The organism is Terriglobia bacterium (genome assembly GCA_020072645.1).
Taxonomy (GTDB): domain Bacteria; phylum Acidobacteriota; class Terriglobia; order Terriglobales; family Acidobacteriaceae; genus Angelobacter.
Genome location: JAIQGK010000019.1, coordinates 71,950 through 98,598, shown reverse-complemented (window position 1 = coordinate 98,598; position 26,649 = coordinate 71,950). Strand labels below are relative to the sequence as shown.

Genomic DNA, 26,649 nt, shown 5'->3' with positions numbered 1-26,649 from the left:
TCCCTCTCACGCTTGCCTAAACGCATGAGATTAAGAGCACCCAGCATTTTGTCTACTATTTGCATAGTCTTCCCCTTAAATCACTGTGAGCCTTACGCCTTTTTTCTTTTTGTAATTGTAGATGGCATACCGTTCAGCATCCATTAAATGGTTTTTGAAGTCAACTGGTTCATCCAGGATGCGACCGTGCCTGTCCTGTCTCCAGCTGTAGGCTCTTTTCTCCTTTATCAAGTTGCCCCAGTGGGTGGTTGACGCAAGTCCTGGGGGACAAACGCCCTCACGCTGGAGGCCTGTTACAAAACTCTAGTGCTCTTCACTCACAGCCATGCCCAGATAAACGAGCGTGAGCATGACGAAGATGAATGTCTGAACGAGCGATACGAACAAGTGCAGGCCCAGAAATACGACCGGAACCAGCACAGGGACCAAAGAAAAGAACGCCAAGGTGACCATGTCACCGGCAAACATATTCGCGTAAAGACGGACGGTCAGTGACAGGATGCGGGCAAAGTGGCTCACCACTTCAATCACAAACATGAGCGGCGCCAGCGCCCAAACGGGACCGATGAACTGCTTGATGTAATGATGGCGCTGAACTCGCAGCCCGTGGAAATGGTAATAGACAAAAGTCAGAACCGCGCATCCAAGCGGGACGGTGGGATTAGCCGTGGGCGATTCAAATCCTGGAACCAGTCCCAGCAAATTTCCCAGAAGAATGAAATAGCCGATAGTGACGGCGTAAGGGATATAGCGCTCATAGCCGTGTCCCATCACGCCATGGGCCTGATCGGCAATGAATTCCTCGGTTGCTTCCGCCAAATGCTGCAAGCCTCCGGGCTTTTCCACGGAAAGACTGGCCCGCACCGCCACGAAAAACACCAGCAAAAGCAGGACGACCAAAATTTCCATGGCCACGGGATTGGTAATAGGCGCGTCAGCGTATTTAGGCTGCAAGCCGACCATGTGCAGCAATGAAGCGGCAATCCCACCGAAATAACGATTTAAGAGTTCAGTAAACCAGAGCTGTTCAGGCATTTTCCCGGTACATCACCTTGAAAATTTTAAAAATAAGAACTTGAAAGCTAGCGAGAGGCTTGATCAATTCTGCTGATCACCAGCGCTTCATAAATGCCTTCACCCATTGCAGCCAGAATCGGCAGAATGAGGCCCACAATGAAGCCAATCAGCAGCCTTGGATAACTTTTTAATATAACATAGGCCACCGCGATCAGGAGAGCGTAACGCAAAGGAAAGGGGAAGGCGAAACGAACCTTGCGCGGCTTCGTTTCTCCGACGGCGGTCGCTCTGTTCGACGCAATTATCCGTTCCACAAGCCGCTCAGTGCCGCGATGCAGCCAGACAAAATTGACATAGGCCAGCAGTGATCCAATGGCCAAACCCAAGCTACTCTGCCATGTAAACAGCCGCCCTGCGGCGAGCGTTCCGGCTATGCTGAGCGCGATCGCAACCCGCAGGATCCTCCGGTAAGCGCCGGAAAGACGCTCTTCCATGGCCGGATCAGGCGGCGTTTTATCAATGGGAGCGGAGTCTATTTCCTCTTCAGGAACTGCGTCTTCAGGTGGCGTATTCATGATTCCCTGCTGGACTGGATAATCCCGCGAATCAGTTCCGCAAAACCCGCGATGCAGCCGACAAACAGGCCGGCCAGAGTGATCCAGGTCTTCCCAAGCCAGCGGTCGAGCAGGTGGCCGATGACCAGACCGGCGACAATGGCAGCGGGCAGAACAAAAGCCAGATTGCTGTAGCGGCCAATCTGTCGCCAGATGCTCCCTTCTTTTGGGTCAGTATTTTCCGGTGGCAAATCTGGCATGAGGCAAGTCTAGCAGCCGCGCTGTGGAAACAGAATGGCCCTCACAAGGCATGCATCCTGCCGCGTTGGCTATAATCAAATATTGGGCATTGAACATTGAACCATGGCACAGATTGCTCTCCATCCCTGGCTGCACACTCCTGAAGCGCGCGTTGGCACGTATAACGGCGTGGAGACGGCGCTCAGCTTTGGCGACCCCACGGCAGAGCTGGCGGCATTGCGCACAGGCTGCGGGGTGTTTGCGCTGGCATGGCGCGGCAGGATCAATGTTAGCGGCAAAGACCGTGTGCGCTGGCTGCACAACATGGTCACCAACAATGTGCGCGACCTGCCAGTGAACCGCGGCAATTACAACTTTGTGCTGAACGCGCAGGGCCGCATCCTGGGCGATATGTATATCTACAATCGCGGCGAATCTTTTGCCCTTGAGACGGATGCCAGCCAGGTGCAAACGCTCATCAACGCCATGAAGCGCTTCATCATTATGGATAAGGTTGAAATGGTGGAAGTGGGCGCGGATTCGGTTTCTGTTGGCGTGTGCGGACCAAAAGCGGAATCGGTTCTGGCTGCTGCTGGAATCGCGGCCAGCGATATGCAGCCGCTGGAAGTGCGCGACATCGGGACAGACGACATAGCGGCGACTCTGGTGCGTGGTCCAGAACAAAGGCCGGGTTGGTTTGAGTTCTGGCTTGATCCCAACAAAGCGCAGGAACTGTGGAACCTGCTATTGAAGGCCGGCGCGAAACCCGTAGGCGCAGAAGCGCTGGAAAAATGGCGAGTTCTGCAGGGCATTCCGAATTACGGTCAGGACATTCGCGACCGCGATTTGCCCCAGGAGACTGAACAGCCGCAGGCGCTGAACTTCACCAAAGGCTGTTACATTGGCCAGGAGATTGTGGAACGGATACGGTCGCGCGGACAGGTGCATCGGAAATTTACGGGTTTTATATTTGGCGACCGGGTGCCCGCACTGAGGAAATACGAGTCTGAAGGGCGCGCGCTAGCGGAGATCACGAGCATTGCCAAGGTACACACAGCGGCAGGTCCAAAGAATATTGGGCTGGGCTATGTGCGGCGCGAAGCAATTGCAGCAGGGCCAAAAATTGCATTAGACGGCGTTGAAGCCACAGCAGTGGACTTGCCGTTTGAAATCTAATAACTTTGAAGTCTGAAAAATGAGGAATGAATGGCTGAGAAAAAGGCAGAGTTTGTAGTAACAGATCGCCGCAGGTTTGGGACGGAAGGCGAACCGCGGCCCGAGGCACAAGTAGCGGAAGAGGAAAAGCCAGCGGCAAAGCCCCCCGTAGCCCAAGCGCCGCCTCCGCCCGCGAAACCAACTGTACCGCCCCAAGCTGCACAACCGAGCCAAAGCGCGCAGACGCAGGTACAGCCGGCATCGCCAGGAGCCGAGCAGGAAGAGGAGATGTCGCCGCCACCCACGGCCGAAGAGCAGCATGCGCAGAGCGAGGCGTACAAGGAATCCGGCAAAAAAATAGACGACATGATTGCCGCAGCCGGCAAAGCGCCGCAGAGCGGGCCGCTGGAAATGAATTTTGAGCGCGTGATTGAATCGTTTTACATGAGCGCGCTGATCCAGATGGGCGCGATCCGGCAGGACAACGAGCCGCCCCGCGTGGACATCATCGGCGCGCGGCAGACGATTGATTCGCTGGCGATCCTGCAGGAAAAGACGAAGGGCAATCTTACCGATCGCGAAAAGACGCTCTTGCAAAATGTGCTGTTTGAGCTGCGCATGGCGTTCATTGAAATCACGAATGCGGTTGCAACTTCCGCCACCAAGCCCGGCGCCATGCCGCCGGGAGCGATGCCGCCACTCGACAAAAAATGAAGGCGATTCTAACCGTGCTGGGCAGCGGAACGTCCATGGGCGTTCCCACCATTGGGTGCGACTGCCGCGTGTGCACGTCGGACGATCCGCATGACCGACGACTGCGTCCGTCTGTGCTGGTGGAATACGACGGCCGTACGGTCCTGATTGATACCACGCCCGATTTCCGCGAGCAGGCAATTCGGGAAAAGATCAAGCGGCTTGACGCGGTGCTTTATACGCACGCTCACGCGGACCATATTTTGGGGTTGGATGACATTCGCCCACTCAGCTTCCGGCGTGAAGGAAAAATTCCGCTGTACGCGCATGCTTCCGCCGCAGACAACCTGGAAGACATCTTCCGTTACATTTTTAAATCCGATTACAAATTTGGCGGGATCGCAAAGGTTGAGATGAACCGGTTTAACGGAGTGGTGGAACTGTTTGGCGCCAGCTTTGAGCCAGTGGAGATCGTACATGGAGAAGCAGTAATTCATGGCTTCCGCTTTGGCTCAGCGGCATACCTGACAGACTTCAGCGAAATTCCTGCGCAATCAAAAGAGCGGCTGCGCGGGCTGGACATACTCTTCCTCGACGCGTTGCGTCATCGTCCGCATCCTACGCACTCTACTGTGGAGAACTCATTGAAGCTGGTGGAAGAACTTAAGCCGCAACGCGCTTTCTTTACTCACATCTCCCACGATTTGCCGCATCGCGAAACGAACAAGAACCTGCCGGAACACGTGCGCCTGGCGCATGACGGGCTGAAGCTGGAGTTCCAGATCGCATGAGAATTTTCCGCTCGCTGGAAGAAGTGCCCGCAGATTTTGGACCAACAATCCTGAGCGTAGGAAATTTTGATGGGATCCATTGCGGGCACCTGAGCGTGCTGAAAGAAGTAATGGAGCGCGCCCGCCAGAACCACAGCAAGGCCATGGCGGTGACGTTTGAGCCGCATCCATTCCGCATTCTGCGTCCGGACATGACGCCGCGACTGATTACGCCGCTGGCAAAGAAAGAAGCGCTGCTGGCGCAGACCGGACTGGACGCGCTGCTGGAAATTCCCTTTACCCGCGATTTCTCCATGACCACGCCGGAAGAGTTTGCGCGCGATATTCTTGCCGGCAAATTGCGCGCTAAGGAAGTGCATGAAGGCGATAATTTTCACTTTGGCCATAACGCCGAGGGGAATACCGCAAGCCTGAAAGATCTGGGCAAACAGTTTGGCTTTGACGTGCGCGTCTATCCGGTGATGATGGTGCGCGGGATTCCGGTTTCCAGCAGCCAGATACGCAGACTCCTGGTGGAGGGCAAAGTGAGCATGGCCCGGCGGCTGCTTGGACGTGTTTTTAGCATCACCGGCGCACCGGGACGCGGTCGCGGCTATGGCCACAAATACACCGTCCCGACGATCAACCTGAGCCGCTATGACGATCTGGTACCCTGCGACGGCGTGTATTTCACACGCACCCGCGTGGACAATGAAACATTTAATTCGGTCACCAACGTGGGACTGCGGCCAACGTTTGGCGATGAGTCTTTTGCCATCGAAACCCATTTGCTCGATTTCCATCCGCTGGAGGTTACTGCACAGACGGAGGTAGAAATTTCATTTTTGAAATGGCGAAGGCCAGAGATCAAGTTTCCATCGATTGGAGCGTTGAAGGCGCAGATAGGTGAAGATGTAAGAAGGGCGCAGAGATATTTTGGGTTGGTGGATACTGTTGCTACCCCGAAGCGCAGCGAGGGGCCCCTATCATCGCCAAGACTTTGAATCATCAGACTCATCCTTGAAGATGCGATCAGGATGGCCCTTGCCACATAGCTAGTTCACGATAGGGTTCTCTCGCTCCGCTCGAGATAAAGACAAAAGCTGTTAGAATCCCCACGTCCATGGCTTCCACTACGCTTCCCACAATTTCACAAGCAACGTCGGCACAGAAACGCACGCTGATTGCGGCAGCGCTGGGCTGGGGGCTGGATGGATTCGACGTCCTGCTCTACAGCAACGTGCAAATCCACGTGATGACGGCACTGGGCATCCACTCCAAGGCCGTCGCGGGATTGCCAAACGCGTTCATGCTGCTAGCCTCGGGAATTGGAGGAGTGCTGTTCGGTTTTATTGCCGATAGAATCGGGCGCACCAAAGCACTAATGCTGAGTATCCTGACGTACTCGCTGTGCTCGCTGGGATCGGGGCTCTCGACTTCCATCGTTGTGCTGATTGCTTTCCGCTTTGTGCTTGGGCTGGGCATGGGCGGCGAGTGGAATACCGGTGCAACGCTGGTGGCGGAAACGTGGCCCACACATCTGCGTGCGCGAGCCATCGCCATTGTGCAAAGCGCATGGGCATGGGGACTGGCTGCGGCGGCTGTGGTGGCGTGGGTGGTGCTCGACAAGCTGCATCAGAACTGGCGCTTTGTCTTCTTTGTGGGTGTGCTGCCGGCGCTGGTCACGTTGTGGATCAGGCGAAACGTGCCTGAATCCGAGATGTGGCAGCAGCACAAAGACCAGACAATGGCCAAAGCGCCGTTCTCTGAAATCTTCTCACCGTTGCTGCGAAAAAATACGATCTTCCTTTTGCTGCTGAATATCTTTGGGCTGTTTGCGTGGTGGGGCCTGTTCAGCTGGATGCCGCCTTACTTGACCTTGCCCGTCGAAAAAGGCGGACGAGGCCTGAGCATGATGAACACCACGACCCTGCTGGTCACGCTGAACCTTGTCGGCATGTTTCCTGGGTATCTTTGTTATGGCTGGTTCGCAGACAAGCTGGGCCGTAAGCGGTCTTTGATTCTCTACACGCTCTGTGCGGCTGGGCTGATTCCGCTGTATGCCGCAGCTCGCACGCCGTGGATCATTCTGGTCCTGGGCGCGCTGGTTGGATTTTTTGGCACAGGATTTTTTGCGGGGTCGGGAATCATTGGCAGCGAGCTCTTCCCTACTCGAATTCGCGCCCGCGCGCTGGGATTTACATACAACGGCGCTCGGGCTCTTAGCTGCGTAGCGCCTTATACCATCGGCTGGGTGGGTGACAAGAAAGGTTTGAGCGCGGCGTTTTTGTTATGCGCGATCGCGTTTGTTCTGACTGCAATCATGGCTACACAGTTGCCGGAAACGAGGGGGAAGCAGCTGGAATAGCTTTCTGATATCCCGAGCGAGGGAACGCTATTGACAGAAAAATTCAGAAGGGCGACATATATGACTTGGACCGTAATCGCCCCATCCAAATCTCCCCGGTTGTTTTTATCCTTAAATTCGTCGCGACGATAGGGTTCCCTCGCTTCGCTCGGGACTAAGACAACACATCCGCCGGTTGTGCCGCATTTTTCTTGGGCCGCCGGTTGGCCTGCAAAATTTTCTTCCGCAGCCGCAAAGATTTTGGCGTAACTTCTACAAGTTCATCGTCCGCCACAAACTCAATTGCCTGCTCCAGCGTGAGGTTCTTGAACGGCACCAGACGGATGGCTTCGTCGGCGGTGGAAGCGCGCATGTTAGTCAGCTTTTTTTCGCGGACGGCATTTACGTCGAGGTCGACTTCGCGAGCGTTTTCTCCCACGATCATGCCTTCATACAGCTCAACGCCCGCGCCGACGAACAATACGCCGCGTTCCTGCAGGCTCCAGAGCGCGTAAGCCGTCGAGGGGCCGTTGCGGTCGGAAACCAGCGCGCCGGTCATGCGATGCGGGATTTCTCCCAGCCATTCGGTGTAGCCATCGAAGAGAGAATTCAGGATCACGGTGCCGCGCGTATCGGTAAGCAGCTCTGAGCGCAGGCCGATCATGCCGCGGCTGGGGATGGTGAACTCCAGTCGCACGCGACCTGAGCCGTGATTGTGCATCTTGAGCATCTGGCCTTTGCGCGCGCCAAGCTTTTCAATCACCACACCGATGAAAGCTTCAGGGATATCGACCATCAACTTTTCTTTTGGCTCCATCAGCTTGCCATCAATGCGCTTGGTTACGATTTCCGGCTTGCCCACCGCAAGCTCATAGCCTTCTCGACGCATGGTTTCAATCAGGATGGAAAGCTGGAGTTCGCCACGGCCCAGAACTTTGAATGAGTCGGTGGCGCCGCTATCTTCCACGCGCAGAGAAACGTTGGTGAGCAGCTCTTTTTGCAGGCGATCACGCAGGTTGCGCGACGTGACGTACGTGCCTTCGCGTCCGGAAAAGGGCGATGTGTTCACGGAAAACTGCATGGCGATGGTTGGCTCGTCGATAACGATGTGCGGCAGCGGTGCGGGATTTTCAACTTCAGTAATGGTTTCACCGATTCCGATACCCTCGACGCCGGCGATGGCGACAATGTCGCCCAACTCGGTTTGCTCGATATCGACGCGCTTGAGGCCGCTGAAAGAAAACAGCTTGGTGATCTTCCACTTTTGCAGCGAGCCATCGAGTTTGGCAATGCCGGCTTCCTGGCCATTGCGCAGCGTACCGTTGAAGACGCGGGCAATCGCCAGGCGGCCAAGATAGTCACTGTAATCAAGGTTCGCCACAAGGATCTGTAAGGGGCTGGCAGCGTCACCGGCAGGCGCGGGCGTGTTGGCAAGAATGGCGTCAAACAAGGGCCGCAGATTTTCACCAGGAACATCAATGCTGGTGGAGGCCGTTCCGGCTTTTGCGTTGGTATAGAGCACGGGAAAATCGAGTTGGTCTTCGCGCGCGTCTAAATCAATGAACAGATCGTACAGTTCGTTGAGCACTTCCTGAGCGCGCGCATCAGGACGGTCAATCTTGTTGATCACCACCACGGGCGGCAAGCCGGCTTCCAGGGCTTTGCTGAGCACGTAGCGCGTCTGCGGAAGAGGGCCTTCACTGGCGTCGACGAGCAGCATTACGCCATCTACCATCTTCAGGGCGCGTTCCACTTCTCCGCCAAAGTCGCTGTGGCCAGGCGTATCGACGATATTGATTTTAACGTCGTGATAAATGATGGCCGTGTTCTTGGCCAGAATGGTGATGCCGCGCTCGCGCTCCAGATCGTTGGAGTCCATCACGCGATCGACCACGGCTTCATTGGCGCGAAAAGCGCCGCTTTGACGCAGCATGGCGTCCACCAGCGTGGTTTTTCCGTGGTCAACGTGCGCGATAATTGCGATATTGCGAATCCGGGAGTTCAAATCAGCTTTAACTCTGCTCTCTTAAAGAATGGGGTACTTCTATTCTATCTGGAATTGTGCGTTCATGCGGACGGCTGGCGGCACCCAGCAAGAAAAAACGGACGGCGCCGTGGATTAGAAATTGGGCCGTCCGCATCCGTCTTTTAGCGCAAACAAATCTTAGTGTGTAAGAGGCCGATCGATCTTGATGCGGTCGTCCATTCCGACGATGGCGCTTTCATGAATCGGTTTGAAGCCGTCTTTCTGGATCGTGATGTCATAGTTCCCGGCTTCCAACTGGACCTCAAGCGGCGTAGTTTTTTGCAGTGGCGTTCCGTTGATCGTTACTTGCGCGCCCTTGGGCTCAGTTTTGATCTCAATCCGCGCCATACCCGATCCGTTTCCCTTGTTGCCTAAAAGCTTTCCAACTCCGCTGCTGCCAACCAGCTGGATGTTATCCGTGCGGCCCGCCGCCATCAGGCTGGGCGCGTAATTCACAGACTGCCCCGCTACAAGCTTGACGTCCGTTGACGCCTCAAGATAGCCCTGTTTGCGGACCACAATATTTTGCGCTCCGGGCTCGACAAGAAATTCTATCGGGGTAACTTTGCCGGTATCTTTTCCGTTGATCCAGATCTCCGCTCCAGCCGGCTTGCTCGCCACCGTCACAAAACCTTTTACGGCGACCATGCGGACGTCGAGCGGTGTGCGCGCGCCGCCCGTTACCTGAACCGTGCGTGTCTCGGTAGCGTATCCCGGCATGTTGAACGAAACTTTATACGTGCCAGCGGCGAGGCTGGGAATTGTCTGCGGAGCTTTCCATTGCTGTCCTGAACGGCCTTCAATTTCCACGGTTGCGCCCATAGGCATGGATGAGACGATCAACTGTCCTTCACTCGCGGTGGGCGGAGCCACGGGAGCAGCCGGCGCATATCGCGCTTTGCCTGCGCGCGCGGGCGCTGGAGCCGCCGACGCAGTGCGCGGTCTTCCCTGTTCATCCTGCGCTGCTTTTACTTTGTCAATTGCCTGGCCCGCTTTGCCGCTAAATGGCGCAGGCGTGTTTGCCGCCGACGGCGCAGCCGCATCTTCTTCTTCCGCCGGATGCCGCTGGAACAGTAACGCTAAAACTACAATCAGGCAAAGTCCGCCGACCACCGCTGCAACTACCTTCCAGTGGTTCGCCGTGCTCACCGGGCCGCGTGTTGATGTTCTTTCCCCCGGACCAACGTACGTTGTGCCCACCGTTCCCGGCGTCGGCTGTTTAACAACCTGGCTCGCCGAACCCGAAGGCATGGCTCTAAAACTCTGGCTGGCGTTCGGTCCTGGTATTGCCTTAAAGCTCTGGCTCGCGTTGGGGCCCGGCATAGCTTTTATCGCCTGGCTTGCATTCGGCCCAGGGCCATCTTTATACGCAGGCATCGATCCTGTGCTGTTAGCGCGGGAAACCGGCGCGGCTTTGGCGGCTTCTTCCAGCGCGTCAAAGAATTGCTTGCCGCTGGCATATCTTGCAGCCGGATTCTTCGCCAGCGCCTTCAATACCACTCTTGAAATCTCTTCCGGCACGCGCGGATGCGCCATCTGCATCGGGTGCGGATCCACGTCTGTAATGCTGCGGTCCACTTCACCCAGGTGCGGTCCGTGGAACGGGCTGCGCGCCGTATAAAGCTGATAGATCAGCGTGGCCGCGTTAAAAATATTTCCTGCGCGATCCGCCGGCTTGTTCTTTACCTGCTCCGGACAAAGATAAGGCTCGTTCTCCAGCTTCTTCGTTGGAGTCTGCGTCAGCAGGTTTTTATCGCGCAGCAAGCCAAAGTCAAGCAGCTTGAGCGTGCCATCCGGCAAAACCTTAATGTTGTACGGGTTCAGAAAATTGTGGCAAACGCCTTTGCTGTGCGCGTAATCCAGCGCCGCCAAAAGCTGTTTAGCCAGCTGCAGGACTTCGCTCATCTCTGGCTGGCGCTTGGCCATATATTCCTTGAGGTTCTGTCCCTCAACGAACTCAGCCGTCATAAAAACCGTGGTGTCTTTGTAACCGCATGTGTACAGCTTAGCGATGTTGGGATGGTCCAGCGCGCTCGCGGCCTTCGCCTCCGCCAGTATTTTCTGGATCAGGGCGTTAACGTCGTCCAGCCACTCCGGCACCTCAAACTTACGTAGCGCGACGAACCGGTTCTGCTGCGGATTTCTGGCCTGATGCACCACGCCTACGCTTCCCCGTGGCAGTTCCTTGACCAGTTCAAGGCTGGCCTTGCGAGGAGCGGCAGCCGAGCCGTTGCCTGAGCCTGTGCCATTGCCTGGGGCGGCGCCATTGCTTGGGGCGGCGCTATCGCTTGTGGCTGCGGACGTAGCGTTGCCTATGGGTGAATCCGTGGCTGTGCCTGTGGCCGTGGCGGTTCCTGTGGCGGTTTCCGGGTGTTCTTGCATCGTTGGGGTTCCTGTGCAAGTAGCTCTTTGGGAGAGGACAGCCGAATCTTACCCCAAAGGCCCACCGGCAGTGCCCACAAGAACAGTGCCCACCTATTACCAAGGTAATTGTGGGGTGCCAGGGTGGAACGCCGTTGCACATGATTGGACCGGGGATTAGAACCTGGCTCGTAGGCGGTGTGGAGCGAAGCGACAAAAAGAAATGACCCACCGGTTTCCCTGCCAAGACGCTTGCGCGTCGAACCGGTGGATCAATCTTTGTACTTTAGCTGCCAGGTACGGCAGCTACTTACATTAGAAGCAGCTTCTCGGAAAAGGTTGTCTTTATTCTTGTCGCTTCGCTCCAAACCGCTCCAGGGCAACGCTTCGAGCAGAAGCATCTCTGCCCCTGATGCCGGCAGCTCGCCGCGCAAGCCGGGATCGCCGCCCATGAACCTTATCTAAGGGTATTGTCGCTTCGCTCCAAACCGCTCCTGAGCAACGCTTTCGAGCAGAGGTATCTATGCCCCTGATGCAGGCAGCTCGCCGCGCAAGCCGGGCTCGCTGCCCAATGAACCTATGGTCGATCAGTTATTGCCTGAAGGCGGCGGCTTGAGTGAGCGCACAAAAGCTACAAATTCGGGCTTCTTGCGCAGGCCGGCAAATTCATTGTCGCGCAAAGCGCCTTTGATCGGGTAGCCTTCCTCATTGGCCTTGCTCAGGTAAAAACGGCAATGGTCCAGGTCGCCGTGCTGGCCGTACATCTGTGCCATTACATAATGGAAGTGGCCAAGATCGTTGGACCCCACCAGGCGGATGGAAATGGCGGACGCGGACGACTGCCGCTGGAAAATTTCCGGATCGATTTGAATGGCTCGCTGGTATTCGCGGGAGGCGCGGTCAAAGTCCTTTTGCGAGAAGTAAGCGCCGCCCAGGTTGCTGTGGAAGCTGGCGCTGTCATCATTGAGCTTGATGGCTTTTTTGTATTCCTTGATGGCCGACCCGTATTTCCGCAGGTTGTAATAGAGCGCGCCAAGATTGTTATAAGCCTCAGCGTATTCTTTATTTTCTTTGATGGCGTGCTGAAATTCCTTTTTGGCTTCGGAATCACGACGCAACTGCAGCAGGCACATGCCGACCTTGTTGTGCAGGATGGCGCTGTCCGCTGTCTTCATGGCCGCCCGATAGTAGTCAATGGAATCAAGATAGGCTTTTTGCGCGCGATACTGATCACCCTGCTGTTCCAGATCAACCGGATCGGCGTTTTCCGGCGGAGGCGGAACGCGGACCTGCGAAGGCGTGTCTGTGCTGGGAGCTTCCTGTGCCCGTGAGGGCACTGGCAAGACCAATAGGCCGATGATCGCGATACCGAAGATCGCTAATTTGAGGATCGTTAATTTGAAGATCGTTAATAATTTGACGCTAGTCAGCAAGCTGCAGAAGCGACCCATGGGGGCCTCCTTATTGCGGCCTGTCCTTGCCCGGACTGGGGGTGGCCGCAGGCTTGATTTGCTTATTATCGTCCTTATTGTCGTCTTTGCCACCACCAAAAATCTTGCCCCAGAAGCCTTTTTTCTTCTTGTCCTGGTCCTGGCCCTGGGACGAATTCTGGTTTACGGCGGCGGGCTGCCCCTGCGCCGGGGCGGAGCTGCCGCTACCTACATTAGACGCCGGAGGGGTGGGAGTTGGCTTGGGCTCAATGCCAAAAATTCTTTGGAAAACGTTGCCGTGGGCCGTCTGCTCACAGGTCTGGGTAGGCTGTGTGCCATCGATAAAGGCCGTGTTGTAGTCATCTGGGCATGACGGAGTGGCTATCTGGTTAGTAGCCTTATCTAGGGTCAGTTCAACAACGCCCTGGGGCGGAGCGAACGGTTTTGTATCTGAATAGTTCGGCAGATCCACCGCGCGCTTCATAAACTCGGTCCAGATGGGCAGGGCGATGGCCGCGCCGCTCAGGTGAATATCACTGTAATCATCGTAACCCACCCAGACGATGCAGAGCAGGTTTGAGGTAAAGCCGGCAAACCAGCCGTCGTGCGAAGTGCCGGTTTTTCCGGCCGCCGGAGCCATAAATTTGCGCGCCCGGACTCCTCCGGGACCCGCCGCGGTGCCGTTGTTGATGACGCCCTGCATCATGTCAGTGATAACAAAAGCGACTCGCGGATCGAGCACCTGCGTTTTCTGCGGCTGAAAGTTGTCGATCACGTCGCCATTGGCATCTCGCACGGAACGGACCATGATGGGCGTAATGCGCTGGCCGTCATTGGAGAAGATGGTGTAAGCGGAAGCCATGTCCATGGGCGTAGCGTCGTAAGATCCCAGGGCCATAGCGGGCGTGGCGCGGACGGACGTAATCCCGGCCAGCTTGGCCAGATTTGCTACTTTGTCATAGCCCACCATCTCGGCCACTTTCACCGTCGCGTTGTTGAGTGAGTGCGCCAGAGCAAACTGCGCGGTCACCTGTCCGTAATATTCCTCTTTGTAATTCCGGGGAGTGTAAACGTCATCGCCATTGATGAAGGCCGTGGGCGAGTCGTCCACCATGCTGGCTGGAGTGAAAATGGGCTGATCATTAGTAACGGCGTTGTTAATGGCTGCCGCATACACGAAAGGCTTAAAAATCGAACCGGTAGGCCGCTTGGCCACGGCATGATTCAACTGGCTGAAACCGTAGTTGCGTCCGCCCACCAGCGCCAGGACTTCACCCGTGTGAGGATCGAGTGCCACCAGCGCAACCTGCGGGATAGGCCCCGGGACAACCTTGGTCTCAAACTTGTTCTTGCCGACTTTTACCCTTTTGGTGCGCTGCTTCTTGATCTGCGCATCAACTTCTTTCAGTCCAAGATCCACTGCCTGGGCCGCCGCCTGCTGCAACGTAGGATCAAGCGTGGTGTAGATGCGATAGCCGTCCGCATTGAGATCTTCTTCACTATATTTGTTGACTAGTTGGTCCTTGATTAGATCAACAAAATACGGCGCGTCACTGGCTTCAACATTTTGTGGCGCCAGCTTGAGTGGAGTGGCCTTGGCTGCGTCGGCCTGGGCGCGCGTGATGTCGCCGGTTTCAACCATGGCTTCCAGCACAAGGTTTCTGCGCTCCTGCGCGCGCTCTGGATGCCGATAAGGAGACAGATAGCTTGGCCGCTGCACCAGACCGGCAAGCAATGCGGCTTCCGGCAGGCTGATGTCTTTGAGGTCTTTGCCAAAATACGCCTGCGCCGCCTCACCGAAACCTGTAATGGTGAATGAGCCGCGCTGGCCCATATCAACCTGGTTGGCGTAAAGCTCAAAAATCTGTTTCTTGGAAAAACGCTGTTCAAGTTCGATGGAGATCAGGATCTCCGTCATCTTGCGGGTGAACTTCTTTTCCGGCGAGAGAAAGAAGCCGCGAGCGACCTGCATCGTGAGCGTGGAACCTCCCTGGCGATTGCCGCCCTCGCGCAAGTCAACCCAGCCGGCTTGCAGGAGCCGCCAATAATTCACGCCGCTGTGATGGAAAAAGCGCCGGTCTTCAATCGACGTGACGGCGTCCACCATGACTTTGGGAATATCGTCGTACTTGACGAGACGTCGCTTGGACCGTGCCTGGCCATCGAACAAGCCGGTGACAAGCTGCGGCTCAAGCTCATAGGCGGTGAGATCGCCGTCATTTCCCAGCGAGGCGATTTTATCCACGCGCCCATCTTTTACGCGGATCACAGCGCCTTCAGCGTTGTAATACGATTCTTCGCCCGGCTTGACCTCTATAGAGTCTTTCATCACTTTATAGACGCCAAATTTTGACTTGCCCTGCTCGCCGACTTCTGTGTATCCGGCGTGGCGCAGGTAGTTGGAGATCTCCCGCGGGTCAGCCTTCTGTCCGATGCGGACATCGCGCGGCTGCGCGTAGATTTTGGCGGTGTTGGCAAAAATTGTTGGACCGCCCATACGCTTTTCAACAATCTTCTGGTACTTGATGTAGTAGTACGAGAAGACGCCGAACAGCACGAGGGAAAGGATAAGGAAAGCAGCAAGCCCGGCCCGGAAAAACGGGTTTCTCAGGCTGCCACGCAAGCCTTTAGCACGAGGAATTTTTATTTTTATGGCCATGTTCCAAGTAGGCGGAGAGCGCCTTAATTATTCTCTCAGACGCATGGCGGGCCAGAGTTACCTGCTGGTGCTGAGAAGTTCTGTCCTTCTCTATTATATCCGTTTTTAAATCCGTTTATTCAGTGAATTGGCTGTAAATTCCAGATCGACTGGATGTACAACCATGTCCACGTGGACCTTATATTTTACTGAGATCCCAAGGCCGTCCACTTTGCGAGTGACGGTCACCTGGTCTTCCTTGAGTTTGATGTCCTCAGTATCAGCTTTGGTCACGACGATCTTCTTGAGATCGTCATCGCTTATGGTTGTGTAAGTGTTTTTTCGCGCAATGTCATCCAGTGCGTCCTGGAACTGGTAATTGTTGAAGTAAGGCGGAATCACGTTCCATGCGACGTAGAACGCCGCCACCACCACTCCAAGTGCGATAAATCCTTTAAGCTTTGCCATAAAACAGCGGTTCAATCTCCTTCAAAGCCGCACCATTTGCGCGAAAGTTGCTTCAATGCCGGGGATGTTAGCATCCTCGGATTTCCGTGTCGAGCGAGAAACCACTTCGACCATCCCTTCCGTAACCTTCTTACCAACATTGATTCGGTAAGGTATTCCCACTAGATCGGCGTCCTTGAATTTCACTCCAGCGCGCTCATCACGATCATCCAGCAGAACGCTAAATCCCGCGCCTTCCAGCTTTTGCGCGATGCCCTCCGCAGCCCCCATAATCGCAGCGTCCTTCACGTTCGTCGGCGTGATGACCACATCAAACGGCGCAATCTGCGGCGGCAGCCAGAAGCCGTCCGTATCATTGTTCTGTTCGATCGCGGCAGTCAAAATTCGCTCCACGCCAATGCCATAACAGCCCATAATCGGCATCACTTCTTTTCCATCTTTATCCAGCACGGTCGCGCCCATCGATTTCGAATACTTGTATCCCAGCTTGAAGATATGCCCAATCTCCATTGCCCTGCCGACCACCAGCACCGCTCCGCAAGTTGGACAACCTTCACCCGCCGCAACATTGCGCAGGTCAACCCACTCCGTGGGATGGAAATCCCGCAGCGGCGTGACATTCTTCAAGTGATAATTTTCCTTATTCGCGCCGGCCACCAGGTTCTTACGGCCACGCAACGCCGTATCTGCCAGCATCAGCGGCAGCGCATCCAGGATGATTGCCTGCGTCACGCTTCCAAGCTGTTGCGCGCCCGCAGCCAGCGCCGGGACCTTCACTGGCCCCAGGTATCCCGCAGGCGACATGAATACCCGCTGAATCTCTTCTTCATGCATCGGACGAAACTCTTTGCCATCCAGCGCAGATGTCAGCTTGGCTTCGTTCAGAGTGTGATCGCCGCGCAGCAGCACAATCACCGGCCTCGTCTTCACCTGCCCCGGATTCTTCTTGTCCGGCTCAACCTGCATCAGCGCCAGCGTCTTAATCTTCTGCGTCGGAGAAACGCCCAGGAACTTTGCCACCTCATCAATCGTCTTCATGCCCGGCGTGTGAACTTCTTCCGGCGCGCCTTCGCCCGGCAGGTCCTGTGCCGGAGCAAGTTGTGAAGTGGCTTTCTCCAGGTTCGCCGCGTAGCCGCATTTCTCGCAGCTCACAACAATGTCTTCGCCCGCATCGGTCATGCACATGAATTCATGGGACGCGGATCCACCCATCGCGCCGGAATGCGCCTCCACCACCGCATATTTCAACCCGCAACGATCAAATATCCTGCGATAAGTTTCATAATGCTTCTTGTAACTCACGTCCAGCCCGGCCTCGTCGATATCAAATGAGTACGCGTCCTTCATCGTGAACTGCCGCACGCGTATCAGCCCCGACTTCGGCCTGGGCTCGTCTCTGAACTTGTTCTGTATCTGGTACCAGATCTGCGGAAGCTGCTTGTAACTGCGCAGCTCTTTGCGCGCAATGTCCGTCATCACCTCTTCATGCGTCATGCCCAGGCACAGGTCCGCGCCTTTGCGATCTTTCAGGCGAAACATGTTTTCGCCCATCACCTGCCAGCGTCCGCTCTGCTCCCACAATTCGCGCGGATGGATCGCTGGCAGCAAAAACTCCTGGCCAATCCGGTTCATCTCCTCGCGGATTACATCGATGATCTTCAATATCGACCGCTGCCCCATGAACAGGTAGGAGTAAATGCCGGCCCCCAGTTGCCGTATGTACCCGGAGCGGACCAGAAACTTGTGGCTGGCAACCTCGGCGTCCGCCGGGGCCTCGCGTAGCGTGGGAATAAAAAGCTGTGACCAACGATGCATGAAATGCAGTCCTCAGTACTTAGTATTTGGTAATTAGCAAAAGCCGTGATCGGGGGTAAACGATTATTGTAACAAGGCCGACCGTTCACCACGGAGACGCGAAGGCGCTGAGTAGAGCCCAAGGATAAGTTGGCTTTACCTCTGTGTTCCTTCGTGTCCTCTGTAGTTAAAGCTGTTCTTCAATTTCCTCGATCCGCGTCTCTGCCTCCGTGGTAGTTGTAGCCTTTTCCGATCACCCGATCACGCGCGATCACCAGATCACCCGATCTTCCTCTGTGTTCCTTTGTGGTTAAGGGTTCTTGATCTGCGCAATTCCTTCGTTCGCGTTACTTGCGTCACTTTCCGTCCCGGACGAATACAGCCAACTCCAAGCTACAATGTGTGGCAACGAGGTGTGCTCATGACCACTGTTCCGTCGACTTTGGAAGCCGATACCAGACGCTTGACGTCCGAGCTAAAACGACTGGCACAACGGTTCCAGTTAGAGCCCGCTCCGGACCCTGCAACGGTGCAGGAATTTCGCTATGCCGTGGACAACGTCCGCCTGGCTGCCTGGAATGTCAGCGAACTGATCTATGCGCGCCAGGGAGAGAAAGCCTCGGACACCATGGTTGGCTTTTTAGCCGGGGAACGTTTGCGTCGATTTGACCAGTTGGCAAAAAACATTTGCGCGGACGTCGAACGGCGAGCGGTCACGTTCAAGACCAGCGGCATGACGTCGCTCTTCCATTCTGTGGATACACTCCATGACCTCTTAAAGCAAAGCCTCAAAGAGCATCAGGCAGAAAGCTTGCACACAAAGTAAGGATCCATGCGGATTTGGCCGCCTCTCATGGCGGCAATGCGCCTCGTCGGTAAGAAATTGCTCTTCCGATCACGGCGATCACCGGGTCCAGCGAGCCCGGTTTTAGCTCGATGGGGTGGGATCACGGCGATCTTCCCCCTCCGTTCCTCTGGGTTTCCAAAGGTTTTGGCTTTCCTGATTTCCTGTTGAATCAAACCCACTCCTGGTGCATGATATTCGCCCTATGCAAACCCTCAACGTGGGCGCAGGCCGTTCCGATCAAGACTATAAAGCCGCAGAAGAACATCGCCTTGCTGATCTCCGCAGTGACGTCCAGAGCTACGCGATGTATTTCTTCGTCGCCGCCGGCCTCGCCGGCCTGGGCACGGGCCTGCTCCCGATCAGGCTGTTCGCCTTCGTCAACATCGGATTCATTGACCTGCTAACGTTTTATGGAGGCGAGTTGGTCCGGACGAATCCTCTTGTGTTGCGTGCTGCGGCCGCCGCATGGGTGCTTGCTCTTGTGGGCCTGGGTGTGGCGGGGCGCAAGGGCCAGCGTTGGGCCTTTTGGGTTGGTGTGATTCTTTACGCGGCAGATATGATGCCCCTCATCGCCATGTTTTCACTTTGGTCTTTTGGCATTCATGGCTTCTTCATCTTCCAATGGTTCAAGGGACAACGAGCCCTGGGAGAACTCAAGGCATCCGCTGCCTCCCGCGAAGACCTAAGCCGTTCAGCGGTTGGCAATCAGCAGTAATTTGCAACCTCTTTAACCACAAAGGACACGAAGCAACACAGAGGAAAAGCCAAATCAACTCGCCGCAGATTTACGCAGACGAGCGCTGATCGAAAAGAATTGCCAAGATTGCCAAAATCGCCGAATTAAAAAGAAAAAAGCTCACCGCGCAGGGACGCGCGGAGAAAGCCAGAAATTAGGATGGGATCTTGATCCTTAGCCCTTCCTTTGTGCTCCTTCGTGTCCTTTGTGGTTAGTGGTTAAAGGTTTTGATCTGCGCAAGTATGCGGCGAGAGGTTCCTGCCGGCTAAGCCGATTTTGATCGCTTGCTTTGCCATGCGTCATCTTTGGGGCGTGTCGCTTCATGCGGCTGTCCTGAGTCGGCCAGCACCTCGCGCAGCACGCTGTCAATCACGTCCACCGACTGGCGGACGGAAGCTGTGGCTTCCGGCTGCGCCACGTAGGTAAGGCATTCAATCGCCTGCAGCGCATTGCGGATGCGATCATTCATCTGCAGAATCATTTCCATGCGGCGTACCATCTCAAGCTGCCGTTCGCGGATCGCCAGTTGCCAGCGCAGCGCAAAAATGAATGTCACTACCGTGGCAATGCATGTGCCCACAATGCGCAATGGCCCGGTGCGATGAAGCCAGTCATCATAGATGAGCCACTGCGTGAGCAATGACGCGGCCAGCACAGCAACGGCCGCCCCGGCCGAAACCAGGACAATCTTCGCCCGCGACCAGATGGGACGAGTCGACTGAGTCTTTTTCATAAGACGGAAAGAAAGGACAAAATAATTCTACCAATGGCCGCGGATAGCTGGGAAAGCCTTCGAGTTCGGCCCATCCGAATCACTCAACTCTTTGCTCATCCGCCGGGGCATCGCGCACTGGGCTTACATTTAGTTGCTATTGCACGATCACCGTCAGGTTGACTTGCCTGCTCACAGTGCCGCTGGTAGCCGTGAACAGCACGTTATACGTACCCGCGGAAGTGAAATTTGGCGGAGGGGGAGGCGGTGGAGTGCTGCCCCCGCCTCCGCCGCACCCAGAAATCGCACCTGCTATCAGCAACACGCCAATGGGTAACACTGAATGGCAACGACGCCGCCGGTCGCGGCATGCTAAGACCATCCCGAAGGGGAACATAAACATGGCCGCAAAAGCTAAGGTCCCAGTCCATCCCACATTCAAAGGAGCAGCGGAAGCGACTTGTTTGGTTGTGGAGATCGTCACCGTTGTCGTAAGCGACCCGGAGGCAGGGACAGTCAAGGTTGTGGGACTAGGTGTGCACGCGGACGCGGCGGGCAGGCCGGAACAGGAAAGCGTAATCTGCCCCGCAAATCCCGGGTCGGTCTTAAAGCTCAGATTGAACGTCGCACTACCGCCGGCTGCAATTGTCACGGGCGGGATGTAGCCGTTGAGGACGCCTGTCCCGGAAATCTGAAATCCCGGCGCGGGGGCACGGCTTGTCAGGCCGGTCCGCAGAACTACAACCGAATTCTGCGTTAGGCTGGTTGACATCTTCAGGGCCAGCCCATCTGTTCCCCAACGCAGCATAGAGGAAAGTGTGGAGGAAAGAGTCTGCCCCTGAAACTGAATCTGCCCGATAAGTCCGCCTGAGCGATTGTCAAATGCTTCAATCTGAGCAGTCGGGCGCTGGAGGAAGGGGCCGGCAAATGCAAATTCACCAAAAAAGCTGCGTGAAGCGGCGACATCAACCTTCAAGGCGCTCGACGATCCGCTGAGCAAGAACACGCCTTTGTCCACCTTTGCCGCTGGGTCAATCACCCTGCCGTTGGATACAAAGATCGACGTGCCATCGCCTTCAAGCAGGCCGCCCGCGATGCTCTGGGTTTCGTCGATAAAACTCAAGCCATTTGCGTCGAGGGTGATGCGGTAAAAGGAATCAGGGAACAGGTTCACGGTGCTTGCATAGAGCTTGGTCGCATCGTTGCCCAAGAAGGTAAAAGCGTCGGCTTCTACCGTGGGGCCTGAAGCGACTCTGCTGACCTGATTGGGCCGCGCCGTGAAGTCGTCAAACACCAGCGCGTGATCGAAGCTGGGTGAAACTTTAGGTTGGATTACGGAAACAACATAGCTGTGTGGCAGGCCCGGCAACACGCTTATAGCTCCGGCTGCGAAGCCGCCAAAAACATTGCTGCCAAGTGCTGCTGTGCCGTTTACTGTACCAGCAGGAAGAGCAAGCTGGGCCACGCTACTGGTCGCATCCAGTCCCACGTAGAGGAACTGTCCATCGTCGGAAACCGCCAGCTTGTCAGGATTGTTGCCCACGGCAAAGGAGTTGACGATCTGCCGGCTGGCCGGGTCAATAACGACAATGCTATTGGCATTGGCAACAGCGTTGGCGCCCACCGAGGCATAGATCACGTTCCTCAGAGGATCCAGGACTATATCTTGCGCATCAACCGCGATTGGAGCAAAAACCGGGACAAAAACCTGGTTTGAGGGTCCGCCTCCGGGCGCACCATTCAGTACCGTGACTGCGGCCTCACCTATCTGAGAAAGGTCGGCCGCCGTGAGTTGGGCGATCAGGGAAAACTCGCTCACAAATGTTGTTTGCCGTGCGCTTCCGTTCCACTGGAGTGTTGAGTTGGGAAAGAAGTTGCGGCCTTGTACAGACAGCCTGCCCGCGCCGTTCGTGGCAACGGCTGGAGCCCTGGTTATGACTGGAAGTGGCAACTGGCCCAGGCCGTTACCGTCGAGAGGAACCGTGTGCGGGCTACCCTGGGCGTTATCGGTAATCGTCAATGTGCCGGAACGGCTGCCTGCGAGCGTCGGACTGAAATTCAAAGACAGGAGACAAAAGTTTCCAGCAAGTACTTGAGTTCCGCACCCGTTTGTCTGGATCGAATAGTCTCCGCTCACAGTGATGTTTGCTATGTTCAGGGCGCCTTGTCCCGTGTTTTGAAGGAGCACGGATCCCGTTGCCGCAGTGGTCCCAATCGGGAGGTCGCCGAAGAATATTCCGATAGGCAGGGAAACCTGGGGAAATCCGCCGAGCCCTGACAACCCCACAATTTGGGGTGAAAGCCCCGCATCGTCAGTGATGGTGAGGCTCGCGCTCGCCACGGTCGTGTCAATCGGAGAGTAGGTCACGGTGACGGTGCATGAATTGCCGGGCGTGACCGCAGCCGTACAGCCGGCTGCAGTAAATCTGGGCGAGGATGCGGACAGGGACGTCACGTGGAGATCGGCGTTGCCGCAATTGGTCACGTTCAAGGTCTGCGAAGCGCTTGTATTGACCAGTACACCGCCGAAATTCAGCACTGGCTTATCCAGGCAGACCGAAGCAGCGGCAGTGGCCAGGTCGATTGACGCGATGAATCCGTGTTGTGGAATAAATCCAGTGCTCACCACCGGCAGTACACTCTGAAATACTCCAGGCGTGGTGGGAAAGTCAGTGTCTGAAGTAATACCAGCTACGATCAGCCGGCCACTTGGACCTGCGGCAACGCCCTGAGGAAACGCTCCCGTTGTACCGCTCAGAAACGTGGAAAACAAAAGTGTCGAGAGGTCATTGCTCAGCTCAGACACAAATGCGGACTCCGAGAAGCTGACAGAGTGCTGCAGGATAGATTGCAGAGGGTCCTTCACAGGGAACGTAGGCTCCGACGTTGTGCCGACCGCATAGACGTTTCCGGCCGCGTCAAGCGCCAACGCCTTCACCGAGTTGAACTGGTTTGCGGTGGATGTCCCTGTCATGTAGGTGGCGGTCACCTGTTGGGTCGCGGTGGAGTTCAGCTTCACAATGTAACCGAGAGTGCAGGACGTGCCCGTACAGTTTGGAGACGGGATAGCTGCATTGATCGGCACTGGTAACTTGGACGAATTCGTATCGCCTGCGATATAGGCTCCGCCGGTTCCATCGATTGCCAGGGCATTGCCGAAAACCGTCTCAGGAATGTACGTGGCATAGAGCAGGTTCGCAGCTGTAGCGTCCAGTTTTAGTGCGTAGGCGGTCCTAAATGAGGCGTCTGCCGGTAACGTTCCGGCTAATACTCCAGGTGTGGCCGGCAAGCCTGCCCCGGCCGTGCCTGCCACAAAAGCGTTTCCAGAAGCATCCACGGCGATGGCCGCTGGGGTGAAATTATTGGTCGTTGAATCGAACGTTGGAGTCGCCGTGCCGGGAATTGCTGTCGAGTAGAGCAGGCTCCCGGTCGGACTGACTTTGAGAACTATCAGCGTATGCGCGGAATTCGTGGCAGGTATCCCCGAGAAGGTGCCCGCAGATACGGGAAAATCCACGGAATCGGTTTGCGTTGCGATGTAAGCGTTGCCCGAGGCATCTGCCGCAAGAGACACACTGGTGTTAAACGATATGGAGCCAACCAATCCCGAGTAATTAAGCGCGGAGCCGTCCGGCGAGAGTGATGTGACAAAAAGCAGATTGAGATTGCAGCATGGAGGAGTCGGGTTGATGGGATTGAGTGATGGGAAATTCAGGGAGCTGGTGATGCCCGCCACCAACGCGTTTCCGTTCGCGTCAACACTTATGCTGGAGCCGCTGTCCTGAGCGCTGCCGCCCAGAAAGGTGGAATACACCAGAGTCTTGCCCGTGGGATCCAGTTTGCTGACAAAGGCGTCACCCTGCCGGCTGGCTGGAACGCAGGTGGGGCAGGTCGGCTGAAAAGATGTTGGCGTAGTTGGGAAATCCGGCGAAGCGGTGAAACCCGTTACGTAGACATTGCCCGCCCCATCCACGGTGACCGCATTTAAGAATTCCACCGTGCCGCCGGCAAGGTAAGTGGAAAAAACCATGACCGGATCAACGATGAGTGGACGAGAGCGATCATAACGTCCAACACGAAATCCGATTGCTGATCCTTTGAGCACAAAAGCAACGTCGATTTTCTGAGCGTGGTCCTTCCCCTCCTGGTAGGCGCTGGGACGACGCAACACAAGCTCCCCGTCACGCAGGTTCAACCTAAGATCGCCATTCGGCTCCAGATGAATCTCATTGCCTCCCTCCAACTGGAAATGGATTCTGGATGGATCAGCGCCCGGAGCAATTACAAAATCGTGCTCCAGTTGCTCCCCATTGCCGTAGAAGACCAGATCTATTCCGGGATAGAGGTCTCTATACCGCAGGCGGCCGTAGTTCGCCACACCCGTGTGCCACTCTTCCGGACCATTCCCGAGCATGTAATTGGTCTTTGATCCCAGCTTGTTTTCGCCTTCAATTGCCTGCGCAGCCCCGTGTATGAACCGAAGCCGCAGATGGGCTGCGCTATTGTTGTTGCCACGTACGGACAAATCGGCAAAGGTGGGCGCAAATGCCGCGGTGAGCTCCGGGCGGCGAGCCACGAATGTATAGCCTTTGGCGGCTTGACCTTCATTGGGCTCAAATGCAGTAGGTAGTTCACCCAATAAAGCCCGGACTTCATTCTTAGTTTGGCCGGATGCATGCACCGGCATAGCTCCAATGAAAAGTAGTACAACTATAAGTTTTAGAAAAGAACGAAAGCCCATGAGGTTCTCCAGCCTAAGAAATCCGCTATCCAGGTGCTCTGGTTTTTATAGTAGTTCAAGCAAAAACACAAGCTGAAAGATACAAGCCGGATCACAGTCCATTTGTGAGCAAAGGGTTCGTCGGACGCCGGAGAAACTCGAAATCCTTTCATCGTTCGGTCAGACAGTATTTCGAAATGGGGTTGCGTCTTCGTTTCAGAATCGATGAGGAATTGCGCGTCATCACTGACGAAACATGTCATCGGGAAGATCAGAAACTTTTAACCGCAAGGTGCACGAAGGGGCGCAAAGAAAAACCTCCCAGCGATGCTGGGAAACGCAGAAAACTTACGAGGGTCGCCCACGGAAGGCATTGATCGGCGAAGGCCAACTCTTTCGAGGGCGAGGGTATCAAGAACACCACTGTAAAGATAGGTTAACCTCGCGGAAGACAAACGTTTGAAGCGTGACCGGGCGCACAACTTTTTTCAGAGATCGTGGTTAGTATTAAGTCAGGTAGCCGGTTAGCCGTTCGGCCATCGGTTCTTTGCCAGCGACAGTCCGGCGCCTTTTGAAGGGGGTCCTTATGAGACACCTTAAGTTTCTCGCTCTGCTGGCTGTTTTGCTTCTGCCCGCAGCATATTTACAGGCACAGGTTTCGTTCGGCGTGCAGATTGGGCCGAGCTATGGCTTCTACAATCCGCCTCCTGTGTGCGAATACGGGTTTTATTCCTATTATCCGTATGACTGCGCACCGTATGGTTACTGGGGCCCAAGCTATTTCGTGGACGGGGTGTTCATCGGCGTTGGGCCGTGGAGCAACTTCTACTACAGGTATCCTGGGTTCTATCGGCCGTATTACTTCAACAGCTTCTGGTTCCATGACGGATTCCACCGCTTCCACGGAGATGATCATTTCTTCCATGACGGATTCCGCACGTTTCATGGCGACGACCATTTCCATGGCGGCTACCGCAGCTTCCACAATGACGGCCATGGCTACAGAGCTGACAATCACTTCCGCGGCGGCACCGGATATCGCGCTTTTAACGGCAATGGCCCGGGATTCCGCGATGGCGGCAGCCGCAATTACAACGGCGCTGGACGCGGCTACAGCGGTGGCCAATCACGCTACAGCGGCAGGTCATATAGCGGCGGCGGATCGTATCGTGGCGGCGGGTCATACAGCCGTGGCCGTTCCTATGGCGGCGGCAGATCATATAGTGGCGGATCGCATAGTGGTGGCGGATCGCGTGGCGGCGGTGGATCACGCAGCGGCAACGGCCGTCGATAGGCAGCTTTGAAGGTCGCTCGCAAAGAAGACCACAAACATTAGGAGGCACGTGCCTTGGCCGTGCCTCTTGTGCTCTTGCCGGGTGGTGGAATCGACTTACGCTGTGCTGATACTAAACCGTAGGCGATTATGGCCTGCCTCTTGCGAAGCAGACCCTATTTTTGATCGGCGCCCGAAGAGGAAAATCCAAACCAATTTAATGGATCTCCCGCATTTACCTGCCATCCTGCAATAAAACTTTAAATTCGATTTCTAAGAACACCTTTTCTTATGCTTATTGCAATAGAGTCTGCGAGTTTCTGCGCACGCTCTTCTTCGTTTTTGCGAACCGCTTAACGTCAAAACGCCGAGTGAATCGAAGTCCTTCTACATTAGACAGAAAAGGTTGCCTGCAATCGCGCATCATCTCTCTCCCATTCTGGGAATGGCAAACGTGAAAATTCCAGCTGAAACATTGAAGCTGAGAACAATTCTTTTTAAGCTTTTTTTAATGCTTGCAAATCTATTTCGTTCCGTTTCGGGTATTGAAAGTGCCCGCAACAGCGATGCAGAACGACCGATCCCGGGGTTTTGGTTTTGATCCATTACAGGGTTAGAAAATACCTTACTTACAAAAAGGAGCAAATTCATGTTGGAGCAAAGCACGTCGAACCGAGTACTGAATCGTATGGGCGCCCGCGAGTTGTCGCCTGAAGAAGTGCAGCACGTTGCGGGTGGAACCACTGGATGCCAGGGCACCTCGCTTCACAAAAATGGCCCCATCGTCGATGTTCTCTGCGACCCTTCCTAGCACGCCAGGACTGCGGGTCAGAGGACGAACGTGAAACACCGTTAGAACAATTCATCA

General features: G+C 55.5%; 20 protein-coding genes. 9 read left to right on the top strand and 11 right to left on the bottom strand.

The features are described 5' to 3' along the window. Window positions 1-303: 303 nt before the first annotated feature. The 3 genes from atpB to LAO76_24195 are packed head-to-tail and all read right to left on the bottom strand — an operon-like array spanning window position 304 to window position 1,831. Window positions 304-1,035 (bottom strand): F0F1 ATP synthase subunit A, encoded by a 732-nt coding sequence (gene atpB / locus LAO76_24205; protein MBZ5494037.1) that lies wholly within the window; start codon window positions 1,033-1,035, stop codon window positions 304-306. A 47-nt stretch (window positions 1,036-1,082) separates the two neighbouring features. Then, a complete protein-coding gene (locus LAO76_24200; protein ID MBZ5494036.1) occupies window positions 1,083-1,592 on the bottom strand; it encodes an ATP synthase subunit I in 510 nt (169 codons plus the stop codon). Beyond that, window positions 1,589-1,831, bottom strand: a complete 243-nt coding sequence (locus tag LAO76_24195; protein ID MBZ5494035.1) for an AtpZ/AtpI family protein — start codon at window positions 1,829-1,831, stop codon at window positions 1,589-1,591. Before LAO76_24195 ends, LAO76_24200 begins: the two co-directional genes overlap by 4 nt. Window positions 1,832-1,934: 103 nt before the next feature. Here LAO76_24195 and LAO76_24190 point away from each other — a divergent pair, with 103 nt between their 5' ends. From LAO76_24190 to LAO76_24170, 5 genes are all read left to right on the top strand, one after another. Beyond that, window positions 1,935-2,987, top strand: a complete 1,053-nt coding sequence (locus LAO76_24190) for a folate-binding protein (GenBank protein ID MBZ5494034.1) — start codon at window positions 1,935-1,937, stop codon at window positions 2,985-2,987. A 30-nt stretch (window positions 2,988-3,017) separates the two neighbouring features. Next, entirely contained in the window at window positions 3,018-3,680 is a 663-nt protein-coding gene (locus LAO76_24185) for a DUF1844 domain-containing protein (protein ID MBZ5494033.1), read from the top strand. Continuing rightward, window positions 3,677-4,450 carry an MBL fold metallo-hydrolase gene (locus tag LAO76_24180; protein MBZ5494032.1) on the top strand — a complete coding sequence of 258 codons (774 nt, stop codon included), beginning with the start codon at window positions 3,677-3,679 and terminating at the stop codon, window positions 4,448-4,450. Before LAO76_24185 ends, LAO76_24180 begins: the two co-directional genes overlap by 4 nt. Then, window positions 4,447-5,433 carry a bifunctional riboflavin kinase/FAD synthetase gene (locus tag LAO76_24175; protein MBZ5494031.1) on the top strand — a complete coding sequence of 329 codons (987 nt, stop codon included), beginning with the start codon at window positions 4,447-4,449 and terminating at the stop codon, window positions 5,431-5,433. Before LAO76_24180 ends, LAO76_24175 begins: the two co-directional genes overlap by 4 nt. 119 nt (window positions 5,434-5,552) lie before the next feature. Then, the gene (locus tag LAO76_24170) at window positions 5,553-6,797 is read left to right on the top strand and encodes an MFS transporter (protein MBZ5494030.1); all 1,245 of its coding nucleotides are present in this window, start codon (window positions 5,553-5,555) and stop codon (window positions 6,795-6,797) included. A 154-nt stretch (window positions 6,798-6,951) separates the two neighbouring features. On the opposite strand, the gene typA is transcribed toward LAO76_24170, so the two are convergent. From typA to LAO76_24140, 6 genes are all read right to left on the bottom strand, one after another. After that, on the bottom strand, window positions 6,952-8,781 hold the full coding sequence (typA, locus tag LAO76_24165; GenBank protein ID MBZ5494029.1) for a translational GTPase TypA: 1,830 nt from the start codon (window positions 8,779-8,781) through the stop codon (window positions 6,952-6,954). A 159-nt stretch (window positions 8,782-8,940) separates the two neighbouring features. After that, window positions 8,941-11,184 carry a PEGA domain-containing protein gene (locus LAO76_24160; GenBank protein ID MBZ5494028.1) on the bottom strand — a complete coding sequence of 748 codons (2,244 nt, stop codon included), beginning with the start codon at window positions 11,182-11,184 and terminating at the stop codon, window positions 8,941-8,943. Window positions 11,185-11,750: 566 nt separating this feature from the next. Beyond that, complete coding sequence (locus LAO76_24155; protein MBZ5494027.1) at window positions 11,751-12,614, bottom strand: tetratricopeptide repeat protein; 864 nt, start codon at window positions 12,612-12,614, stop codon at window positions 11,751-11,753. 10 nt (window positions 12,615-12,624) lie between these two features. Next, window positions 12,625-15,252, bottom strand: coding sequence for a PBP1A family penicillin-binding protein (locus LAO76_24150; protein MBZ5494026.1), 2,628 nt, complete (start codon window positions 15,250-15,252; stop codon window positions 12,625-12,627). A gap of 105 nt (window positions 15,253-15,357) precedes the next feature. Continuing rightward, the gene (locus LAO76_24145) at window positions 15,358-15,699 is read right to left on the bottom strand and encodes a DUF4845 domain-containing protein (GenBank protein ID MBZ5494025.1); all 342 of its coding nucleotides are present in this window, start codon (window positions 15,697-15,699) and stop codon (window positions 15,358-15,360) included. 21 nt (window positions 15,700-15,720) lie between these two features. Next, complete coding sequence (locus LAO76_24140; protein MBZ5494024.1) at window positions 15,721-17,514, bottom strand: proline--tRNA ligase; 1,794 nt, start codon at window positions 17,512-17,514, stop codon at window positions 15,721-15,723. A 400-nt stretch (window positions 17,515-17,914) separates the two neighbouring features. On the opposite strand from LAO76_24140, the gene LAO76_24135 reads away from it, so the two are divergent. Together LAO76_24135 and LAO76_24130 are read left to right on the top strand one after the other, a co-directional pair. Beyond that, window positions 17,915-18,319, top strand: coding sequence for a hypothetical protein (locus tag LAO76_24135; GenBank protein ID MBZ5494023.1), 405 nt, complete (start codon window positions 17,915-17,917; stop codon window positions 18,317-18,319). A 223-nt stretch (window positions 18,320-18,542) separates the two neighbouring features. After that, on the top strand, window positions 18,543-19,055 hold the full coding sequence (locus tag LAO76_24130) for a hypothetical protein (protein ID MBZ5494022.1): 513 nt from the start codon (window positions 18,543-18,545) through the stop codon (window positions 19,053-19,055). A 286-nt stretch (window positions 19,056-19,341) separates the two neighbouring features. On the opposite strand, the gene LAO76_24125 is transcribed toward LAO76_24130, so the two are convergent. Both LAO76_24125 and LAO76_24120 read right to left on the bottom strand, forming a co-directional pair. Next, window positions 19,342-19,809: a hypothetical protein gene (locus LAO76_24125; protein ID MBZ5494021.1), complete on the bottom strand. Its 468-nt coding sequence runs from the start codon at window positions 19,807-19,809 to the stop codon at window positions 19,342-19,344. A gap of 136 nt (window positions 19,810-19,945) precedes the next feature. Next, a complete protein-coding gene (locus LAO76_24120) occupies window positions 19,946-24,529 on the bottom strand; it encodes a choice-of-anchor D domain-containing protein (protein ID MBZ5494020.1) in 4,584 nt (1,527 codons plus the stop codon). A gap of 565 nt (window positions 24,530-25,094) precedes the next feature. On the opposite strand from LAO76_24120, the gene LAO76_24115 reads away from it, so the two are divergent. After that, entirely contained in the window at window positions 25,095-25,802 is a 708-nt protein-coding gene (locus LAO76_24115) for a hypothetical protein (protein MBZ5494019.1), read from the top strand. 628 nt (window positions 25,803-26,430) lie between these two features. Then, entirely contained in the window at window positions 26,431-26,592 is a 162-nt protein-coding gene (locus LAO76_24110; GenBank protein MBZ5494018.1) for a hypothetical protein, read from the top strand. Window positions 26,593-26,649: the final 57 nt, after the last annotated feature.

Bases quoted from the DNA above. Each gene is read 5' to 3' on its own strand.
- atpB (MBZ5494037.1), bottom strand. From the start codon at position 1,035: ATGCCTGAACAGCTCTGGTTTACTGAACTCTTAAATCGTTATTTCGGT.
- LAO76_24200 (MBZ5494036.1), bottom strand. From the start codon at position 1,592: ATGAATACGCCACCTGAAGACGCAGTTCCTGAAGAGGAAATAGACTCC.
- LAO76_24195 (MBZ5494035.1), bottom strand. From the start codon at position 1,831: ATGCCAGATTTGCCACCGGAAAATACTGACCCAAAAGAAGGGAGCATC.
- LAO76_24190 (MBZ5494034.1), top strand. From the start codon at position 1,935: ATGGCACAGATTGCTCTCCATCCCTGGCTGCACACTCCTGAAGCGCGC.
- LAO76_24185 (MBZ5494033.1), top strand. From the start codon at position 3,018: ATGGCTGAGAAAAAGGCAGAGTTTGTAGTAACAGATCGCCGCAGGTTT.
- LAO76_24180 (MBZ5494032.1), top strand. From the start codon at position 3,677: ATGAAGGCGATTCTAACCGTGCTGGGCAGCGGAACGTCCATGGGCGTT.
- LAO76_24175 (MBZ5494031.1), top strand. From the start codon at position 4,447: ATGAGAATTTTCCGCTCGCTGGAAGAAGTGCCCGCAGATTTTGGACCA.
- LAO76_24170 (MBZ5494030.1), top strand. From the start codon at position 5,553: ATGGCTTCCACTACGCTTCCCACAATTTCACAAGCAACGTCGGCACAG.
- LAO76_24160 (MBZ5494028.1), bottom strand. From the start codon at position 11,184: ATGCAAGAACACCCGGAAACCGCCACAGGAACCGCCACGGCCACAGGC.
- LAO76_24155 (MBZ5494027.1), bottom strand. From the start codon at position 12,614: ATGGGTCGCTTCTGCAGCTTGCTGACTAGCGTCAAATTATTAACGATC.
- LAO76_24150 (MBZ5494026.1), bottom strand. From the start codon at position 15,252: ATGGCCATAAAAATAAAAATTCCTCGTGCTAAAGGCTTGCGTGGCAGC.
- LAO76_24145 (MBZ5494025.1), bottom strand. From the start codon at position 15,699: ATGGCAAAGCTTAAAGGATTTATCGCACTTGGAGTGGTGGTGGCGGCG.
- LAO76_24140 (MBZ5494024.1), bottom strand. From the start codon at position 17,514: ATGCATCGTTGGTCACAGCTTTTTATTCCCACGCTACGCGAGGCCCCG.
- LAO76_24135 (MBZ5494023.1), top strand. From the start codon at position 17,915: ATGACCACTGTTCCGTCGACTTTGGAAGCCGATACCAGACGCTTGACG.
- LAO76_24130 (MBZ5494022.1), top strand. From the start codon at position 18,543: ATGCAAACCCTCAACGTGGGCGCAGGCCGTTCCGATCAAGACTATAAA.
- LAO76_24125 (MBZ5494021.1), bottom strand. From the start codon at position 19,809: ATGAAAAAGACTCAGTCGACTCGTCCCATCTGGTCGCGGGCGAAGATT.
- LAO76_24120 (MBZ5494020.1), bottom strand. From the start codon at position 24,529: ATGGGCTTTCGTTCTTTTCTAAAACTTATAGTTGTACTACTTTTCATT.
- LAO76_24115 (MBZ5494019.1), top strand. From the start codon at position 25,095: ATGAGACACCTTAAGTTTCTCGCTCTGCTGGCTGTTTTGCTTCTGCCC.
- LAO76_24110 (MBZ5494018.1), top strand. From the start codon at position 26,431: ATGTTGGAGCAAAGCACGTCGAACCGAGTACTGAATCGTATGGGCGCC.